Raw genomic sequence first — 18,976 nt, 5'->3', positions numbered from 1 at the left:
AAAATCGTATTGTTGTTATTGGTTCTTACTCTTTTTACAGGTATAATTTCAGGTAATAACATAACTAAGGATTTAAATACAGAAACAGAAAAAGTTTCTACAAATGTATCAGATGATAACAGTTCCAATCAGCTGGAATTTAAAAAGTATGAGGAAAAGGAATTAAAAACAAATAATAATGAGAAGAAAAAAAGTATAAACAAAAATAAAATTTATCTAAAACAGGGTGCAATAGAAACAAATAAATCTAACTTGACCACACAGAGCAAACCTAAACAATTTTACCCTGACAGCAAAGAGAAGATTTACCTCATCCAGTTTAAGGATGTTATAAAAGACGAATGGATTCAGTCATTAAAAAGTAGAGATATTGAATTAATAAATTATATCCCAGAAAACGGATACCTTGTAAAAATGGAACCCGGTTCCAAAAAAGATTTACAGAGCATCGACTATATCCAGTATACTAGTATCTACAAACCAAATTACAAAATTTCTCCTTCTATCAACAAAACAAAAAATAACCTTACGTTGACTATAGTTACCTTCGAAAACATAGATGCCCAAAAAACACTTGATAAAATTAATTCTACTGGCACACATATTATCAAATTTGGTGAAAATTGTATAAGGGCCAATGTTAATCTAACTGGAACCAATATATCAGATATTGCAAAAATTAACTCTGTATCATGGATAGAAGAATATAATCGACCCCGTATCCTTAATAATGATGCTATAAGTATCATGAATGTAGATGATACTAATTTTATATATTCACTGGATGGTTCCGGTCAAACAATCGCCATAGCAGATACTGGAATTGATACAGGCGTCGATGATTCATCTATGCACCCTGATTTGCAAGATAGTCTTACCGGTATCCGTGAATACGAAGATGCAGAAGATTATTCAGGTCATGGAACACATGTTGCTGGCTCAGTAGTAGGAGACGGAAAAAAATCAAGTGGAAAATATAGAGGAACTGCACCAAACACGGATTTGTATTTCCAGTCACTCAGCCCCAAAGATAGTAAATATCTATACCCTCCCAATCCTTTAACTGAATTGTTCAAAGATGCATATAATAATGGAGCTAGTATACATTCTAACAGCTGGGGTCACAGTGGAAATTATGGTTCACAGTCTAGTAGTGTAGACGAATTTATGTGGAATCATAAAGATATGTTAATATTATTTGCAGCTGGAAATTCGGGCGCCAATCAGGAAACTATCATATCACCAGGGAACGCAAAAAACTGTTTGACAGTAGGTGCATCTGAATCATCAGACCCTAAAGATGTCGCATCATTTAGTAGCCGTGGACCTACCGAGGATGGACGTGTGAAACCGGATGTAGTAGCGCCTGGTACTTATATAAATTCTACAAGGTCCAGTTATGATAGCGATGGGTCAGGATATTACACCGAGAAGCATGGTACGAGTATGGCAACTCCATTAACAGCTGGTGCTGCAGCGTCAATTAGACAATATTATGTTGAGAACTCTATCCAACCAACAGCTTCGCTTATTAAAACCACTCTAATAAACGGAGCTCATGATATAAGTTCAAATGACAATAGACCAAATTATGCACAAGGATGGGGAAGAGTTGACCTTTACAATTCTATAAAGACATTAGCTAATGGTGACATACACTATTCTCAGAAAACAAACTTAAGTACGGATGAAATCGCTGAAACGAAATTCTATGTAGATGACAGTACAAATCCATTAAGGATTACTATTAGCTGGACGGATTATCCCGGTGACCCAAGTGCATCTAAAATGCTAATTAACGACCTGGATTTAACAGTTATCGATCCAAGTGGAGATGAATATTATAGTCGGTCTTCAGTAGACAATGTTGAAGATGTAGAAATACAGAATCCAGAAATTGGTCGTTATACTGTAAAGGTTAAAGGTTCCAATGTTCCTCAAGGACCACAGCCGTTTTCTATGGTTACCTCGGGTTCGATTAAAACTGTAGATGTATCTAATATAGAGATAAATCCTGAAAATGTTACAGCATATGAAGATGAAACTTTATCATTTAACGCTGATGTTTATGACCAGGATGGGAATGAAGTGGAGTTGCCTGTTAATTGGACAATTACTAACACTACAGTTGGTGTTGTAAATGAAACCGGGCTCTTTACTGCAAAAAATATAGGGTCTACAACGATAGAAACTGAATGCGATGGGGTTAAAGAAAGTACCAATGTTAATGTTGATAAATTAATAACTGATGCAACACCCGATACCGATAAAAAATTTGGAACTCCTGAAACATTGCAGGAGTTTAGTATCGACACCTATAAGAATTGTAATGTAACCTGGAAATTGAACGGCTCTATTATTAAATCTGAAACCCTGGTAACCTGTTCTTCTTATGCAAACAATACAGCAGATGTAGGTGTATATAATATAACTGCCACTGCCGAATGTTCAAATGGAACCGAGCAGGTATCATGGATTTGGGAAATACACGAAGAAAGTTACTATACCGGTTACAGAGTATGGGATGCAAACAAAGACCTATCACTGAACTATCTCTGGACAAGTGATAGTTATTCAGGTTTATATAGAAATTTAGGATCCGAGAACAGCTCAGAATCAATAAAGATACATCTTGATGATAAGTCTGATAGGAACATAAATGAAGATGATTTTGAATATTCTGCAAAACCGGTTGAAACAGCGTTCAAATACGAGGAATTTGGAACATACAAAGAAATCGGATTTTTAGCAAAACCATATTTTGCTGGATATTCTAATAGTACCAATTTCACATCCAATTCATCAAATATGTTGGCTGGAGACCAGTTAACAAAGGTTGTGTTGAATGACAATGAGAGCAGATATGTTTCTGTAGGTTCAAAAATATCACTTAAAAACGGTTATACAATCACACCAAAACAGATTGATACCGATGGCAATAAGGTCTGGTTCGAATTGTCAAAAGATGGTAATTTTGTAGATGATAAAATAGTCGATATCAATGATGACAGTGATTATTTCGTCTATTCAAAGGACTTGGGATCTGTATCAAACGTGTCTGTTATTGCACTGGATGTCGGTGATATCTATAAGAGTAATGAAACTGTATTGGTAAAAGGTATATTCCAGATTTCAGAAGATTTGATAGGATTGGATATTGGAAACACATATAGTAAATTGCAGTTAGAGTCTGTCAGTTCAAACAAACTCTTGATGAAAAACAGCGACTCCATTTCTCTTGATAGAGGTACAACGACAGATGTTGCAGATGATATAATTATAAGAGCAGCTGATAATGAAACACTCAGGTTCACGCTCGATACTGATAAAACGTCTGGATACAGATATAATCTTGCAGGAACCGTTGCAGAAGGTGAAAATTGTGGATGGTTCCCTATTAACTTCGATGGACTGTATTATAACCTGGATAATGGGTTAATGAGCGAATCCTTTAATGTAGTTTACGATAACGATAGGAGCATCGATGAAGGTAATTTGGAATACAATAGTTGTGCGATTGAAACAGATTTTGAATATCCCGATTGGGGTAAATACGAATCCATGGGATTCATGGGTGAGAAATACGTTTCAGGCTATACCAGCAGTACAAAATTTGCAGAGAATAATACCAATCTGGTATCAAACAATAGGTTAACCAAAGTGTTGATAGACAACAATAATGTAAAGACAATAAAACTCGACTCAGCTCTATTTCTCAAAAACGGATATGTACTCGTGCCCGAACAAATCGATACAGACGGCAATAAAGTCTGGTTTAGCCTGTATAAAGATGGATCATTCGTAGACGATAAAGTGGTCACTGTAAACGATAATTTTGTCTATAGAATAGATATGGGTACAATTTCACATGTACCGATTATCGCTGTGCATATAAGTGATATCGATAAACAAAGTCAAGAAATAGAAGCTGATGGTACGTTCCAGGTTTCTGAAAATTACGAAAGTATACATACAGGTGATATGTTTGGTAATATGCAGCTGGATACCGTCAGTGCCAGTCAAATTACAATGGAAAGTAACAGCTCTATTACTCTGGGTAAGGGTGAAACCGTTTATTTCATGGATGATTTCAAATTCAAGGTAGCTGATTCTAATGAACTCCGGTACTATCCACAAAGGGATGTTACAAAAAAACCTGAGCTGATAAAAAGTTACCATCCTATAGAAAACCCGATGACAAAAGTAGACCATACACAGGAATTTAGTATCAATATACACAATACCGGTAATATAACCTGGAATATAGATGGGAATACACAAAAAACTGATACACAAACTTCGTCTTCAACTTATAAAGTATCCTATGATACTAATGGTATGTTCAACGTAACCGCAATTGCATCATATTCTAATTTTACAGAACAATATGAATGGTCATGGAATGTTTCATATAACGACACCATTGCCCCGAATGTAAGTCTGACTGCAGATACTGTTGAACTTTTAAGTGTTAATAATCCTGCATCTATATCTGTTAGTATTACAGATAAATATCCAAATAATACAGAGTTTTTAATCAAGGACATATCAGATGAAATAATGCTGGAGAAAAACATAACTTCTCATGTAAATGGAGAAAATCAATATAATTTTACATGGAACGCTACCAATAGTTCAAATGAACCTGTTGCAAATGGTAAATATTACCTGGTTGTAAACAGTACTGATGATGCAGGCAATACCGCCAGCAAGAACATATCTGTGACAGTGGATAACGAAAAACCAACAATTGATATTAAAGATATCACTGGAACCCATTCAGCTGGTGATAAAGTCTATACCAATTCAACACTAACAATCAATGCAAGTGCATCAGGAACTCCCGGTGATGGATCTCCTGACAATATTTCAGATATAAAATTCGTTCTCGATTCTAAATCTACAAAATTCAAGAAAACACTGAAACCGAATTATACTAACAAATACTGGTCAGACACGGTAAACCTTTCTCTGTTACCAGATGATGGGAGATACAATGTAATTGTGGAAGCAGCTGATTCTGCTAATAATTCAAACAGCAGTAAATCCGGTATTGATTTAATACTTGATAGAAAACCTCCGGAGTTTGCTCCCAGTATCAAACGAATAAACGATACACATGCATGGGTAAACGTTACAAGTTCAGAAGAGCTTAAAAACAACCCTGATGTCAAAATAAATGGCAATGATGTCCCTGTCACACCTGAAAATGATTACTGGTCAGGTGTCTTCCAATTAACTGGCAGCAGTTATGATATCAATACAACAGGTTCTGACCTATCCGGTAACACCGGAAATGACTCATCGACTGCCAATGTAGAAACAATTGAAACATCTAACAATACAGGGAAAATGTCAAACGAAAAAACTGGCACGTCGATAACATTTAACACATCTGATAATACAAAAGGTACTGTTACCATTACAGAAACCAGTATGCCACAGGTAGAACTTGATAAAAAGTTTGTAGGGATACATTTCCTGGATGTGCATGTAGGTGACAAGTTAACAGCCAATCTTACAAATGCTACTATCAAGATAAAAGTAGATGAAAATGAGTTACCAAAAGGATTAGATGATAATAACGTCTCAATCCGGTATTACAACAAATCAAATGAATCATGGGATAAAGTAAATACTAATAAAAAATCGCTGGATGGTACCAAATACTGGACATCAAATGTAAACCACTTCTCAACATATGGTGCAATCGCTGATGATGATATGAAACCAAACATTGATGAAGTGTATCCTGCAGAGGGTTCAATATTAGATTCCAGCACATCAAAAGTCAAAGTTAAATTTAGTTACAGCGATGGTCAATCCGGAATCAATACAAGTAAAACTACAATCAAGTTTGAAAGTGATGACAAAACAACCAGTGATAATACCACTATTACCAGCGAATATGCAACATACAATTCCACTGAGTTAAGTGTAGGCAAATATAATTCGACTGTAACTGTATATGATAATGCCGGTAATAGCAAGACATATACCACCAGTTTCGAGATCGCAGAACAAAAAACCGATGAAAATGTTACGAACACGGACACAAACATAAACAGTGGTTCCAGTAGTAGCGGTGGTGGGGGTGGTGGTTCTTCTAACACTGATGAAGATTTAGATAATATTATAGATGATTTCGTTAACCAGAAATATGTTGGCAATGATAGGCATATTTGGTATAACTTCGATAACAAAATCAGCAAAGTCAAAAGTGTACATTTTGATGCAGCTGAAGCAAGAGGCAAAACAAATACACGCCTAGTTATACTAAAATCCAATTCTACAATGGTTGATGAAAAACCACCCGGTAAAGCTTATCAGAATATTAATATCTGGGTTGGTAAAGCAGGTTTTGATAATATTGTTGAAAATGCATCCATTGATTTCATAGTGGATAAAACATGGATTAGAAACAACAACATTGAAAGATCCACTATTAAGATGTGTAGACATCACGGTAGTTCATGGGATGAACTTGAAACCGAGAAACTGTCTGAAAATGAAACCATTATCAAATTCAGATCTGATACACCCGGGTTCTCACCGTTTGCAATAACAGGTAAAATGAAACAGACACAAAGTATCACTACTGATACCCAAGTTGAAAATAACAGAACAAACAACAATGTTTCTAATGAATCAACTCCTGTTGATAGCGACCAAGAAGATGATACTATAGGTGTCGGTGCATGGGACCTGAAGTGGATTATATTGGCAATTTTGAGTATGATAGTTAGTATATCAATATACATAAAAAAACGATAAGTAATATATTAGAATCCACTTACACAAAGATGTCAAATTGTAACTGTGGAGGAGAAGATGGGAACTCTAGTTGTTATGCGTGTCTTAGAAATTACAAAAACCAATTTTGCCATGATATGTTATATAGAAGCGAAGTCATGCGGTTTTTGGAAAAGTATTTCTTTGACTGATTGAGAATTAACCACCATGTAGCAAAGCTGCGATTGTTTCAAAACTTTTTTACTTAAAAAAATAGAATTTAGGATTTTTTAGGAGTTTCTGCTCCAGTTTTTTATTATTTTATAGACCTGAAAACATTAACATGTGTTGTATGGTTGGTTTTTTCGTTGTATTTGGCATACCCTAACTATCTGCAAAACTTAACTTTTAAATATTTTAGTTTCAAAATAAAGCTCCATGAAAGCTGGAGAAATTAACCTGCATAAATTTTTAGAAGGGCAAAAACAGTTCATTGTCCCTATATATCAACGTACATACAGCTGGAACGAAAACCATTGCCAGAAATTATGGGAGGACATTGAACGTCTTCTGAATGGTCAATATCAGAGCCATTTTTTGGGATCTATTGTTTATATCAATAGTGACATTTACCAGATATCAACAATTACAAAACTACATGTTATAGACGGACAGCAGCGTTTGACTACGATTTCTTTGTTATTGCAGGCTTTAAGAGAAGCTATAAAAAATAATAGTGACCAAGTAAAAGGTATTAATTCACGTAAAATCAAAAACTATTATCTTTTAAATCAAGATGAAGAGGATGAATTAAGGTATAAACTGGTATTGAATAGAAACGATAACGATACTTACGTAAATATTTTGGAAAACAATGAAATCCAAAATGATTATTCTCCAAATATAATCAAAAACTACTACTTTTTCAAAAATAAAATAACAGAATACGCACCTGAAAACTTAGAATAGATATTCAAAGCTCTTCAAAAATTAATCATTGTAGATATTTCGTTAGATGCCAACATGGACAATCCACAACTTATTTTTGAAAGTTTAAATTCTACAGGGCTTGATTTGTCACAATCTGATTTAATAAGAAATTATCTACTAATGGGTCTGGAACAACAACACCAGAAAAATCTGTACAATAATTACTGGTACAAAATGGAACAAATTTTTGGACATGAAAATTATCAAGAACGATTTGATAGGTTCATGCGTGATTATCTAACTATCAAATTAAATAGGATTCCACGTTTTAACGAAATATATGAAGAATTTAAACAGTACTATAAAGGGCTAGAAAACACCACTCAAGAAATAATTCAGGACATATACTGTCATTCTAAATTGTATATGAACATCGCCTTCAATAAAGAAAATGACGATGGTTTAAATGAGAAATTTAATGAAATCAACATCTTGAAAGTCGAAGTTGCTTATCCATTCCTACTACAGGTATATTACGATTATCAAGATGGCAATATAGATAAAAAAGATTTTATTGAAATACTTGATGTTGTAATCTCTTATGTATTCCGTAGAGCTATCTGCAGTATCCCAACAAATTCACTCAATAAAACTTTTTCTACTTTGATGAATGAAGTAGACAAGGATAACTATGTTGAAAGTGTTAAAGCTGCACTAATGTCAAAAGAAACCTATAGAAGGTTCCCAGAAGACGATGAATTTTACAATGAACTGATGAATAAGGATGTATATAATTTTAGAAACTGTAAATATCTGCTAACTAAACTAGAAAATGCAAATGACTTCAGAACTAAAGAACCTATATACATGGATAATTACACAATAGAACATATAATGCCCCAGAATCCCAATTTACCAGAAGCCTGGATCGATCAACTGGGTCCAAACTGGAAAGAAGTTCAGAACCATTATTTGCACACAATAGGTAACCTGACTCTTACTGCTCATAATCCTGAACTTGGTGATTCCACTTTCAAAGAAAAGAAAGAAATATTTGATAAAAGTCCTCTATATCTAAACAGTGATTTAAGAGAATATGATGCATGGAACAAAGATTCAATAATCAACCGTAGCAAAACTTTAGCCAACAAAGCTCTTGAAGTTTGGCAATACCCATAATTGCCTCTATAAATATTAGAGAGTTGATGGTTAAGCCAAAGGTTGTCAAAATTTATCCGGCTATCTATCATCTCATCAAACTCCTCCACGCTTACAAATTCGGTAAAAGACCTAAGAGAGGAATCTTCCAGTCATCTACAGGTAGGCTGATCAATGCCGATATCAACGGTGCATTGAACATCTTGAGAAAGGTAATCGGTGATTCCCTTGCAGGGATAACCGATAGTGGGGACGTGAACTCCCCGGGAAGAACTTTGTAAATTGAAAATTTACAAATATCTTTAAATCTTTGATTTAAAGAGTAAGGCTTTCATGGTAACCTTCTTCCGAAGCCGCTGAGTCTTTAGCTCAGCGGTAGTTCACTTTGCAGCTGTTCAAAATAGCAAATAACGCACAAAAAACCAAACAAATTCATGTAATCAACAGTAACGAGGAAATTGGTTGTTGATTACGAGAGAGCGTGTTGGGGAGTTCATTGGGGTATGGAGGAGCAGGCTAATGGGGGAGCCTGTTCCTCATTTTAATATAATTTTTAATCAAAATCTAAAATTTTATAGGTTGAAATCGCTATTCTGGAATGTACAAAACCATTAAATATTATTCTTACATTTCTTACTTATATGACACTTATCGATTTCAGAAGCGCTAAGATTACAAAGAAAGGTCAAATATCAATACCTAAAGAAATAAGGGAACTTGAAAATTTTAAAGAAGGTTCTAAAATTGTGATACTTGCATACGATGATAGAATAGAGTTGAGATCCATGGACCAGTTGGATGAAAAAATCTCTACTGCTTTAGCAAGCGAAAAGGTCCTCAAAAAAGAATGGGATACAGAAGAAGAGGATGAAACATGGAAAGATTTGTAAAAGGAGATGTTGTTGTATTACCATTCCCTTTTTCTGATATGAGTAATTCTAAAAAGAGACCTGCTCTTGTGTTAGCCAATTTACAAGGAGAAGATATAATTCTTTGTATGATTACAAGCGCGGTCAAAATTGATAATTATTCAATAACGTTAAATGATAATGATTTTGAATATGGAACTTTACGCAAAAATAGCAACATTCGGCCAAATAGGATTTTTACCGCTGATAAATCATTAATATTATACAAAGTAGGATACCTAAAAAATGATAAAACAGATGAAGTGGAAAAGAAGTTAGTTAACATCTTTACGAGTTAACTCTTATTAACTTATTTCGATCAGTGATAAAATTGTTTTTTTACAGAATTTTTAATTAATATATTATTACAGTTGTTTATGTATCAAATTACGCACAAAAATAACCAAACAAATTCATGTAATCAACAGTAACGAGGAAATTGGTTGTTGATTACGAGAGAGCGTGCGTTGGGGGGTTTAATAGGGGTATACAGAGGAGCAGGCTAACAGGGGGAGTGCCTGGTCCTCTCTTTTTTATTTTCTATGTTGATTACTGGATATGATCAGATTATTCCAGCTGCTTTTGTTCTCTAAACCACTACAAAAAATAACCATACGAACCAATGCAATTAACGGTAGCAGGAAACTAGCTGTTAATTGCAAGAGCGGGTAATTGTAGAAAATATAGAATCCTGAGATCTTTTGACACTAATAGGAAAAAGAGCTGCAGGAGCTATCACCCGGATTTAAACCAAGAATAAAAGGAGGATTTCGCATGATGAAAGTAGAAAATAAAGATAAGATAATCGACAGTGCAGTAGAATCGATGTTAGAAGTAATGTTATCCACAGACAGCCACTGTACCAAAAAAGAAATCGAAGATTGCCTGATAAGGATGGAACATCTGGCAGCAGATACAATCATCGAACACCTCTATCATGACGGATACTATCAGGACCTAGAAAATATCCTCATACAGATTGGACAACCGGCTGTCGATTGTCTGTCAGGAAAAATAAAACAGTACCAGCGATATGGGGACACCCATCAGCTGCAGTTGATACTTGACCGAGTCGAGGAAAACATTGAAAACCAGGATAGTTCCGATTCGAGGAAACAGAATCAAAAGATACAGACAACTGGTAATTCTCAGCAGAATAATAACCTGGACGAAATGTCATGGAAAGAATTTGAAGATTTTATCGAGTCGATGTACAGAGATAAAGGATATCTGGTCGAAAGAACTGGCATCAAAGATATGGGTGCAGATTTTGTCATAACTGAATACGGAGTCGAGAGAACCGCGGTTCTTATAAAACATCTAAACCCAGGTCAAAAAGTCACGAGAAATGCTGTTCAGGAAATCGTTGCGGCAAAGAGCTACTACCATTGCAACAGTGCCATAGTCGTTTCCAACCAGGATTTTACACAAAAAGCAGTAAAACTAGCGGAATCGAATAATGTTTCCCTAATCAATAGAGAACAACTGGAAGAAATGGTTAATCTGTAAAGAATTTCCGGTTTTAAATCAGTTTTTAAGTCCATTCTTCTACATGGATTTTATTTTTCCAGAATTTGAAAAAATCACTTTTCTCAGTTGTTTTATTCTCAAAATTATCTGCACAAAAAAACCAAACGTTTAATTGAATTTTATAAAAATATAAATATAAAATTAAGGAGGTTTAAATGTGAACAAAATTGAAAAAATATCCATATAGCCGCTTATAAAAGAATTGAATAATGAACAAAACAATACAATGGACAATCTTGAGATTAAAGGAGCTCTTGTAAACCATGGAGAAAAAGCAGTAGAACCTCTAATTAATTGTCTCAAAGAAACATACCCGAACTCAGAAATAAAAGATATACTGGCTGATATCAGGGAACCTGCTGTCATACAAGTTAAAGAGGAAATCAGAAATGATGAAAATTCAGAGGAATTAATTAGAGAGTTTTTAAGTATTCTTGAAAATAATGATTCTGCTGTTCCATTTGTTCTACATGAACTCAGGAATAAACTTCCAAGACCAGAAACAATCCACCATAGGATTAAAATATTCACTTATAAATCGATATTAAATAGACACAGCAAGTATACTGCAAATCTGATTATTGATTACTTGAGACATGAAGAAAGGGAAATGATCAAGGAGCTTTCAACTCTTGTTTATTTCCGAGAATCTGTAGAAGATGAACGCGAAATCCTAATTGAAATATTTCAGGAATTAGAACCTGAAGCAATCGACCCAATTATTAATGCACTTAATGAAAATTGGGATCCTGAAACAAGGGAATTGCTTGAGGATATGTTGAAAGATGAGGATTTTGAAGACCGACTTCAAGAATATCTAAAAGAAACAGATGACCTTATGTTCAAATGCCAAATCGCTGAAATCATCTGCGAAATAGGAAATGTTCCTTTAAAGGATATATTGCTACTTATAAGCAGAGATGGCGAGGATGAAGAATTACCCGACAACCCGGATAAACTGACACCCAAAGAACTTGAACAGGCTGTATGCAAGATCTACAGAGATAAGGGATATTATGCAAGCAGAACTAAAAAAACCAATGACAAAGATCAGGGTGCGGATGTGATATTGACCAAACTTGGATCTAAACGCATTGCTGTACAGGTCAAACAATCTAGTTCAAAAGTGGGAAACAGTGCAGTTCAGGAAGTTGTTGCTTCAATGCGGTATTATCTATGCAATTCAGCAATGGTCGTTACAAATAATTACTATACATCTGAAGCCGTAGACCTTGCAAAAGCAAATGATGTAAAATTGATAAACAGGGAGGAACTGCGAAATTTAATAATATCGCATCACAAACTGTTTAAAAAAGAAGAATAAACATCTAATTCAATTAGTAGCAACAAAATTAATTATCGGTTGTTAGATGGTGTTTTAAACCTACTTTCCTTTTATCTTTTTTACATCTATAAGTATATAATTCAGTTTTCCTATCATCTAAAATTATGCTATTTTTTAGAATTTGGTCAATCAGGAAGAGATTGAATATATTATTGAAAAATATTAAACTGCCTGGATGATATATAGTATACTTTATAAGTAAAATATATAAGAATTGATAACATAAAATATAATCAATTATATTCATCATGGAGATTGTTATGGTAAAAAGGACCGAAACGATATACCTAAATTATGATAAAAACCTTAGCTGGTTGTGTCATATTTCCAAGAACTTATACAACCAGGCAAACTTCATAGTTAAACAATCTCTAAATGATGAAGGTGGTTGGGTAAGATACGAAGAACTAAATAAACAGTTAAAAGGTACTGAAAATTATTCTGTTTTACCCACACAAACAGCACAACAGACACTAAAACTGATGGATAAAAACTGGAAATCTTTCTTCCAATCAATTAAAGACTGGAAAAAGAACCCAGAAAATTACTATTCAAAACCCAACCCACCAAAATATAAAAAGAAAAATGGCGAAAATATTCTCACTTTCACAAACCAACAGTGTAAGATAAAAAACGGTGTCCTCAAGTTACCGAAGAAAACGAACCTGCAAGTAGAAACTCGTCTTGCAGATGACACTAAATTAAATCAAGTTCGAATTCTTCCTATGGGAGTTGGTTATAAGTGTGAAATTGTTTACGAGAAGGATTTGGAAACACCAGATCTAAACGAAGAAAACATCGCCAGTATCGACCTGGGTATTAATAATATCGTCACTATGGTGAATAACATCGGTGAAAAACCGATTGTTATTAAGGGCGGAGTCGCAAAATCAATAAACCAGTTCTACAACAAAAAATCTGGAAAACTAAAATCTATTTATGATAAATTAGGCATCAAAAATAGCAAAAAACTGAAAAAACTATACCATAAATATAAAATGAAAATCAATGACTTCTTCCATAAAGCAAGTAAAAGGATTGTTGATTTTTGTGTCAAACACAACATCGGCACACTAGTCATTGGGTATAACGAAGGGTGGAAACAAGAAGTGGATATGGGTAAGCGCAATAACCAAAAGTTTACACAGATTCCATTTCATAGACTTCTTGAACAACTAAAATACAAAGCCGAAGATGTTGGATTGAAAGTGATTGAGCAAGAAGAATCCTATACATCGAAGTGTTCTTTCCTCGATGGTGAACCAGTTGAGAGAAGGACTTCTTATCTTGGTAAAAGAATTAAAAGAGGGCTTTTCCAATCATCTAACGGCACTATAATCAATGCCGATGTAAATGGTGCCTATAATATTATGAAAAAAGCAATCCCTGATTTAGATGGGATAGAGGGTGTAGCGTTACACCCGGTGAGTATAGCTCACGAATGTAATTGATAATAAAATTAGTTATCTAATGTTACTAAGTTTATCAATTACAATGACGTTAGCATAATTCCTGCTCTAATCAATTGTCGGAAAACTAACACATCCACAGATATTTTATACAATCTAATCTATACTATTGATAGTTCTATAGACCACCCACGTAATGGGGTTTCAAAATCTCAGCATTATGAAACCCTCATCAACCTCTTGAAAATAAGAAGAACATCTTTGATTGTTATCTTTGATGAAATAGATTACCTAGAAGATGAGGGGATAATATATAATCTCAGTCGTGAAGATTTTGAAGATATTGATGACAAATTGTTCATATCGATGGTAGGCATTACCAATGATTATAGCTTTTTTGGAAAAATTGGTCCAGGGGTTAAATCGTCATTTGGTAATGAATCTCTTGAATTCCCAGGATACGATTCACAAGAACTGGTAAATATATTAAATGAACGTTCAAGTATAGCTTTCAAAGATGGTTGTTTAGATGAAGGTACCATACCATATTGTGCAGCTCTGACAGCAAGTGATAAAAAAGATGCGAGATATTCACTAGAAATTTTAAAAACCACTGGAGATATAGCAGATTTTGAAAATTCAGATATAATAACACAAGATCATGTGTTAGATGCATATAAAAAATTAAATCAAAATAAGAAAATTCAAGCTACTAAGAGTTTATCATTAAAGCAAGGTTTTGTATTATTTGTAATACTGAAATCATATATAAATAACAAAAAACCATATTCGGGAAATATTATAAATATGTATAAGAAATACGGAAAAAAATTAGATATGAGTATTCCCAGCAATAATAGAATTTCTGAATATATCACTGAGCTTGATAAAATAGGACTCATCACTGCTAATGATAGAGGAGGAAGAGGAAATAGCCGAGTGTTGGAGCCCACAGAAGATCCATACGTTCTTTTTGATGCTATTAAAGAAGCGAATCCCATTTTTGAAGACTTATACTTGTGAACTACCACTTGGCTAAAGACCAAGTGGCTCCTTAAATTTTAATTTAAGGATAACTTTAAATCTATGATTTAAAGTGCTTCTTGTTTCATCCAAGGTGAAATTAGATTCTGTTTATACGGGATGAGTCGATGACTCTAAAACAATATTGTATTCTTCCCCGGTAATACGGGATACAATAACTACACCAGATAAGAAACTGTCTAATTTTTCTCACTTTTTCCCTATATACTTGAATGAAAAATTGATAAACATGGATAAGCATTTTTATAAAAATAAATCTATCATAAGGTTTTGATTTACTTTTATGACTTGATAAAATGGTTACTAATTTTATCAGCATATAATAATGACTTTCAAGTTCAAATAAATATTATAACATTAAATTATCAATCATAAAAGTTTGTTAGTCATTTATAACGTTTTCAAAAACCATTAATCTTATAAATCTGGAAATCATCTCATATAATAATTCTAATACAGAATAAATATATTATATATTAAGAAAAAAACGGAGGTATTTTTATAAATACCAACATAGTAAAAACAAATAAATTAAAAAAGAAAATCGAAAAATACGAAACTTTTAAAGAATTCCTTGAATTCTTTGTAAATCTTACTGTTACTGTATACGGTATCGAAAATAATGAAGAACATAAAAACATCAGGTCTGAAATCAAGGAACTCAGCAATGGCGTAAATGGTGACATTGAGTCACACGTATATGTCAAAGAAATGACACCAGAATCCATTACCATGGTAGTCGAATCCCTGGAATCTAATGGAGAAGAAATATTGGATGCTTTTGAGAAAAATGGATGGTCATGGTAAAAAAACGATTTTAATCTATAGTAGATGTTGACAAAATCCAGCAAAAACTCATTAAAAGAGGTGTGTCTGGGTTTCCTGCTCTACTATAGATTCTTCTTTTTTCAGGCTAAAAATTAAATGCCTTTGTGAAATTGTGATTACTATCAATCTACAGGACAAGTAACAGATGATAACATTAATCCAGTTAAGACACATCTTCTATTATGATATTTATAATTTTGATATTTATAAAATAACAGGCTTTAATTGGTCACAAAAATAAAAAAATAAAAAAAGATAGAAGGAATGGTTACTGCAAATGCCATCCATTATCTTTTAGATCCCAAAGATATCTGAAAATCGCATTAAAAAATTCTTCTGCACGTCTTCTCTGTTCAACATCCAAACAACATTCATCGCAATCATCATAGACAAATTCCACAGACCCTTTATTTTCAATCACTGGTTCTGTTATATCTCCATTATCATCAGTTTTCTCGTCCCAGAAATCATTACCCAACGGTTTGATACTATCGAGGGCTTTCTGTATATCATGCAGATCTTTTTTCCAACTATCAGTTTCTGGGTCATAAAAAATTCTTATTTCACCTACATCCGATGTGATGATTTCTTTATTTTCCTCTGTCAAACCAATTTCCATGTTTTCAGGAGCGAACCCAATATCAAATTTTATTTCATTTGGACTGGTGATAAACATCTCGTCACAGAGTTCATCTCCTGTAACCATTCCAAGATCTTCAAGGAATTCAGTGAGTTCGTAGGGCGCTTCTTCATCATATTTGTTTTTTGGTGCTGAATTTCTTGTTGCTGCCGTTCCTAAGTTTAGATGAACTTCATCTTTTATGTCCATATTAATCAATTCCGTTTTTCTGTTTTTTAGTTTGATAGTGATGAGTCGCATCAGTTAGATAGTGCGCGATTCATCACACTAAAATAAGTTTTGCAGATTTATAAATTTAATTGTCTATTAGATAAATTAGTTTTGAATTAATTTGCTTGTTCATTATTTAGTTTGTAAAACAGGACTTAATGTCTGGTTTTAGATACTAATTATATCTAGATTCTGCTTTGAAAAGTGAATCTAAAGAGTATTTTGTCCTGATAATCAGAACTCATTAGAAAAGGTGTGTCAGAGTTTCCTGATTTACTGTAGATCGATTTTCGGTAGCTTGTTGAAACGATTTAGACCGATTATGTTAGACAGCGGTTAATGCATTCCATGGTTTGTTACCGTTAAGAAATATTAGTATCTAAAACAGATGTAATGCTCACAATAGTGTGTAGTGTATTATTACTTTCAAATATGTCGTTGATGATACTCAATAGACACAGGTGATGTATTTCCGATTATTATCTTGTGTATATGATAACTTTTTGAATCTATAATCTGCTTATAGATGACAGATTCTGGTAAGAGGTAAAATGAGGAGCATCTATAAGCAGTGTTAAGCCTTTATTATCGATATTATTGAAGACCACAAAAACACCCTGAGTTTGGAAGAAAAGATACAAAATAACAAGTTCACTATTTGGCCATTATATCCATGATAATGTTTCGAATCTTGGAATTTGGTATATGACATTTAAACAGGTCAATATAAAAAAATCTACAGAGAAATTTACATTTAGATTTTCATAAGTTTCCTGGACAGATGATTGGTTTTTGATGGCTAAAATTAGTTTTTAGAGTACTCGAACAATTATGGATGTATAGTACCTTTAATGAATAATCTACCAGAAATCGTCATTATTCCAGTATCGAAAGGGTATCGCAGGAATTACTGTCCCATAAACTACACCGAACAATCCATGGGTAAATCGAAAGCAAAATATCCAGCTATAGAATCTATAGTAGATAAAAAACCAAAAAGCTTATAGTAGTACCATAATATGGTTAAAAAGAAAATAAGCAGATACATCCAAATTTTTGTGTTTCATGTAACATTTAAAATTAGAATCAGGAATTTGTTAGAGGAGTGAAATATGAAGGGGTTGATACCAGCAGCTGGGAGCGGAACTCGTTTAGGTCCGTTTACTCATGCGATGCCGAAAGAACTGTTGCCTGTAGGGGATAAAGCGGTTATCGAACACGTGGTAGAATCATTCGTAAAAGCCGGGATAGATGACATTATTATAGTTGTAAGTCCGAATAAACACGGGTTATCCGATTACTTCGGTTCAGGTGAGCGGTTCGGTGTGGATATAACTTATGTTGTCCAGGATGATAGATTGGGACTCGCAAACGCAGTTGCAGCCGGTGAACATGTGGTCAACGGTTCTCCTGTTGCGGTCGTTTTGGGTGACAATTTTTTCTCACCTGATACCATCCTGCAGGATCTAAAACAGTTCCATGAAGATAACAATGCCGATGCCACCGTTGGTGTCATGGAAGTGTTAGATGTTACTCGCCACGGTATCATTCAAACAGATGGTAACAATATCGTGGATTTGATCGAGAAACCCGAAGTTGGCGAAGCACCGAGTAAACTGGGTATCGCTGGTATGTATGTTTTCGAACCTGAGATATTCGATGCTATCAGTGATACAAAACCCGGCTACAAGGATGAGTACCAGCTCACAGATTCAATCAAAGTGATGGTGGAGCAGGGGAAAAACGTTGTCTACAGGGAAATCGGCGGTATCCATATCGATGTTGGAACTCCTGAAGATCTGATGAAAGCTAACGAGTATTATCTTAAAAATAACAATAAAACCAAGAAATAAGCTTTAACTGAAGGTAAAGAATTTATTTTACTTTTTCATAAGTAAAAAATTAGTTGACTTAGTCTTAAAACTAAAATAACCAATTAAAAAACGATACCCTAATAATTTATAATTAATACGATAATTTAGCACAAAATAATTAGAAACAAATTTAACAGATGGGTGTATGAACAACAGTAATAGTAACAACGAATTTGTAGTCTAGTTAACAGGATTCTAGGAACAGGCAAATCAACAATCTTATCAGAGCTTACTAAAATATTCAAAGAAAAGGATTTATGTACTAAACCATGAATGAGGATGAGATATGCAAATGTTTAAGTACTGGCTTCAGATTTACAAAAGTGAGATTCTTGTAATGCTTTTAAAGTTTAAAACTTTAATATAAA

The 18,976-nt window shown here is 33.8% G+C and carries 12 protein-coding genes and 1 pseudogene; 12 read left to right on the top strand and 1 reads right to left on the bottom strand.

Annotation, left to right across the window (positions count from 1 at the left end; genetic code table 11):
- The first annotated feature begins 18 nt into the window (after positions 1–18).
- From METEV_RS11550 to METEV_RS11510, 10 genes and pseudogenes are all read left to right on the top strand, one after another.
- Positions 19–6,774 carry an S-layer protein domain-containing protein gene (locus METEV_RS11550; RefSeq protein WP_013195681.1) on the top strand — a complete coding sequence of 2,252 codons (6,756 nt, stop codon included), beginning with the start codon at positions 19–21 and terminating at the stop codon, positions 6,772–6,774.
- Positions 6,775–7,170: 396 nt separating this feature from the next.
- Positions 7,171–7,701 carry a DUF262 domain-containing protein gene (locus METEV_RS12480; protein WP_157197411.1) on the top strand — a complete coding sequence of 177 codons (531 nt, stop codon included), beginning with the start codon at positions 7,171–7,173 and terminating at the stop codon, positions 7,699–7,701.
- A gap of 54 nt (positions 7,702–7,755) precedes the next feature.
- On the top strand, positions 7,756–8,841 hold the full coding sequence (locus tag METEV_RS12475) for a DUF262 domain-containing protein (protein WP_157197410.1): 1,086 nt from the start codon (positions 7,756–7,758) through the stop codon (positions 8,839–8,841).
- An 86-nt stretch (positions 8,842–8,927) separates the two neighbouring features.
- Positions 8,928–9,101: pseudogene (locus METEV_RS11540) on the top strand (RNA-guided endonuclease InsQ/TnpB family protein); the annotation flags it as partial.
- 360 nt (positions 9,102–9,461) lie between these two features.
- Positions 9,462–9,710, top strand: coding sequence for an AbrB/MazE/SpoVT family DNA-binding domain-containing protein (locus METEV_RS11535; RefSeq protein ID WP_013195680.1), 249 nt, complete (start codon positions 9,462–9,464; stop codon positions 9,708–9,710).
- On the top strand, positions 9,695–10,027 hold the full coding sequence (locus METEV_RS11530; RefSeq protein WP_013195679.1) for a type II toxin-antitoxin system PemK/MazF family toxin: 333 nt from the start codon (positions 9,695–9,697) through the stop codon (positions 10,025–10,027). Before METEV_RS11535 ends, METEV_RS11530 begins: the two co-directional genes overlap by 16 nt.
- 475 nt (positions 10,028–10,502) lie before the next feature.
- Positions 10,503–11,237: a restriction endonuclease gene (locus tag METEV_RS12140; protein WP_157197409.1), complete on the top strand. Its 735-nt coding sequence runs from the start codon at positions 10,503–10,505 to the stop codon at positions 11,235–11,237.
- Positions 11,238–11,460: 223 nt separating this feature from the next.
- Positions 11,461–12,582, top strand: coding sequence for a restriction endonuclease (locus tag METEV_RS11520; protein WP_013195677.1), 1,122 nt, complete (start codon positions 11,461–11,463; stop codon positions 12,580–12,582).
- Between the two features lie 281 nt (positions 12,583–12,863).
- A complete protein-coding gene (locus tag METEV_RS11515; protein ID WP_013195676.1) occupies positions 12,864–14,054 on the top strand; it encodes an RNA-guided endonuclease InsQ/TnpB family protein in 1,191 nt (396 codons plus the stop codon).
- A 33-nt stretch (positions 14,055–14,087) separates the two neighbouring features.
- Positions 14,088–15,035, top strand: a complete 948-nt coding sequence (locus METEV_RS11510) for a Cdc6/Cdc18 family protein (protein ID WP_083810151.1) — start codon at positions 14,088–14,090, stop codon at positions 15,033–15,035.
- A gap of 1,117 nt (positions 15,036–16,152) precedes the next feature.
- Here the strand turns inward: METEV_RS11510 and METEV_RS11505 are convergent.
- Positions 16,153–16,713 (bottom strand): hypothetical protein, encoded by a 561-nt coding sequence (locus METEV_RS11505; RefSeq protein ID WP_013195675.1) that lies wholly within the window; start codon positions 16,711–16,713, stop codon positions 16,153–16,155.
- Positions 16,714–17,585: 872 nt separating this feature from the next.
- Between METEV_RS11505 and METEV_RS12605 the strand changes: the two genes are divergently transcribed.
- Positions 17,586–17,741 (top strand): hypothetical protein, encoded by a 156-nt coding sequence (locus tag METEV_RS12605; RefSeq protein WP_198008212.1) that lies wholly within the window; start codon positions 17,586–17,588, stop codon positions 17,739–17,741.
- Positions 17,742–17,846: 105 nt separating this feature from the next.
- Positions 17,847–18,587 (top strand): sugar phosphate nucleotidyltransferase, encoded by a 741-nt coding sequence (locus METEV_RS11500; protein ID WP_013195674.1) that lies wholly within the window; start codon positions 17,847–17,849, stop codon positions 18,585–18,587.
- Positions 18,588–18,976: the final 389 nt, after the last annotated feature.

Source organism: Methanohalobium evestigatum Z-7303 (genome assembly GCF_000196655.1).
Taxonomy (GTDB): Archaea; Halobacteriota; Methanosarcinia; order Methanosarcinales; family Methanosarcinaceae; genus Methanohalobium; species Methanohalobium evestigatum.
This window is presented reverse-complemented; position numbering and strand designations above follow the sequence as displayed.